This is a genomic window from Collinsella sp. AM23-17 (genome assembly GCF_003470945.1).
Lineage (GTDB): Bacteria > Actinomycetota > Coriobacteriia > Coriobacteriales > Coriobacteriaceae > Collinsella > Collinsella aerofaciens_O.
The window spans coordinates 89,059-91,166 of record NZ_QRHU01000009.1 but is presented as its reverse complement, the minus strand read 5'-3'; the positions used below and the strand labels follow the sequence as shown (position 1 = coordinate 91,166).

Annotated in this window: 1 protein-coding gene; it reads left to right on the top strand. The window is 62.2% G+C overall.

Going from position 1 to position 2,108, the window contains the following annotated elements:
- Positions 1-235: 235 nt before the first annotated feature.
- Positions 236-1,969: a glycoside hydrolase family 13 protein gene (locus DW645_RS04870; RefSeq protein WP_233540715.1), complete on the top strand. Its 1,734-nt coding sequence runs from the start codon at positions 236-238 to the stop codon at positions 1,967-1,969.
- The last annotated feature ends 139 nt before the right edge of the window (positions 1,970-2,108 follow it).

The following is a 2,108-nucleotide window of genomic DNA, read 5'->3' as shown; positions in this document are numbered from 1 at the left end:
GAGCGGGGGCTCCTGTCGTTTCCGTGCCCCTGGATTGGGTCATAGTGTCTGTCGTGGCCGGAGGAGTGGGCCTTCCGTTCTTTTCACTGATCGATCGATTCGTCCCAGGAGACTCGAACCCGAGAGGGAGCGAGCGTTTTGGGGCGTGGCTGTGGCGTTGTTTGCCGCGAATGTCCGCTTTGGGCGTATCATCGTGGGCATCTCGCAAAACCTCGTTGCAAGGGAGACTCATCCCATGGCTACAGAAAAGTCCTCGTCGCGCCCATGGATGTCCGATGCCGCGATCTATCAGATCTATCCGCGCTCGTTTAAGGATTCGACTGGTTCGGGTCTGGGCGATATCGCGGGCATTACCCAGCAGATGGACTATCTTGAGCAGCTGGGCATCGAGGCTATCTGGCTGAGCCCGTTTTACCCATCGCCTCTTGTCGATGGCGGCTATGATGTGGCGGACTACTGCGATGTCGACCCACGTCTCGGCTCGCTTGACGACTTCGATGACATGATCGCTGCGGCTCATGCGCACGGCATCAAGGTCATCGTCGACATCGTGCCCAACCATTCGTCCAACCAGCACCCCTGGTTCAAAGCCGCTCTTGCCGCCGGCCCCGGATCACCCGAGCGCGCCCGTTATATCTTCCGCGATGGTCGCGGCGAGCACGGCGAGCTGCCTCCCACCAATTGGAATGCCAACTTTGGCGGCCCCGCCTGGACGCGCGTCGCGGACGGTCAGTGGTATCTGCACATGTTTACGCCCGAGCAGCCGGACTTTGACTGGTCGTGTCCCGAGGTTCATGCGTTCTTTTGCGACGTCCTGGCGTTTTGGAGCGATCGAGGCGTCGATGGCTTTCGCATTGATGTGGCGCACGGTCTCGCCAAGGATCTCGACCGCGATGACCTCGACCGGTGGCATCTCGCCGAGGGCGATGACATGGTTGAGGACGGCACCCATCCGCTGTGGGACCGCAACGAGGTCCATGAGATCTATCGCGAGTGGCGCCGCGTGTTCGACCGTTATGATCCGCCGCGCAGCGCCGTTGCCGAGGCGTGGGTTCTGCCCGAGCGCCAGTATCTCTACGCACGCCCCAGCGAGCTTGGCCAGACATTCAACTTTGAGTTCGCCAAGGCCACTTGGACCTATGATGACATGCACGCTGCAATCGAGAAGGGCTTGAAGGCGGCCATCGAATCCGATTCCGCCTCGACCTGGGTACTCTCCAACCACGACGTGCCGCGCGTGGCGACACGCTATGCCCTGCCGCAAATCAAGGCGACGCGCTACCATCAGATTGCGCTCGACTGGCTCTTACGCGACGGGTCGTCTTATGACGAGGACCGTGAACTCGGCGAGCGCCGCGCGCGGGCAGCCCTTTTGCTTGAGTTGGCGCTTCCGGGCTCGGCATACGTGTATCAGGGTGAGGAGCTCGGCCTTTTTGAGGTGGCTGACATTCCGTGGGCTGTACTCGAAGATCCTACTGCGACCAATACGCACGGACCGAAGCGCGAGAAGGGGCGCGACGGCTGCCGTGTGCCCCTGCCGTGGGTGGCGGCGGACGATCCCGCGCAGGGCGGATCGTTTGGGTTTTCACCGGCGGACGCCGATGCGGCGCCCCATCTGCCGCAGCCTGCATGGTTTTCCGATTACGCTGCCGATAGGGAAGAAGCGGACCCGACATCGATGCTTGCGCTCTATCGTGACGCCCTCTGGCTGCGGCGCAAGCTGCGCGGGTGCGCCAACGATCTCGCGTGGCTCGATCTTGACGGGCGCACCGGCCTTGCGGATGGTGCCGAGGGCGCTGAGGGCGGCGTCATCGCCTATCGCCGCGACAACGGCTGGGCGTGTGTGACGAACTTCGGTGCAGCGCCCGTGGAGCTGCCGGCGGGCAGGGTCCTGCTCACCTCATCACCGCTCGCAGACGGCAGGCTCGTGCAGGACAGCTCTGCCTGGATCATGCTCGCTGAGTTGTAGGGGCCTCTTGCGGCGAGTTTGCGTTTGCCTGCGCCTTCCGTGGTGTCTGATGCCTTCATGAGGCTCGCGAGGGCGTCGCGAAACTTTTCAAAAAAAGTTCTTGCATAGGATGCGGGCATCACGTAAGATTAATCCTCGT

What these genes read in the sequence shown, in the direction of transcription:
- DW645_RS04870 (WP_233540715.1), top strand. Translation starts at nt 236, where the DNA reads ATGGCTACAGAAAAGTCCTCGTCGCGCCCATGGATGTCCGATGCCGCG.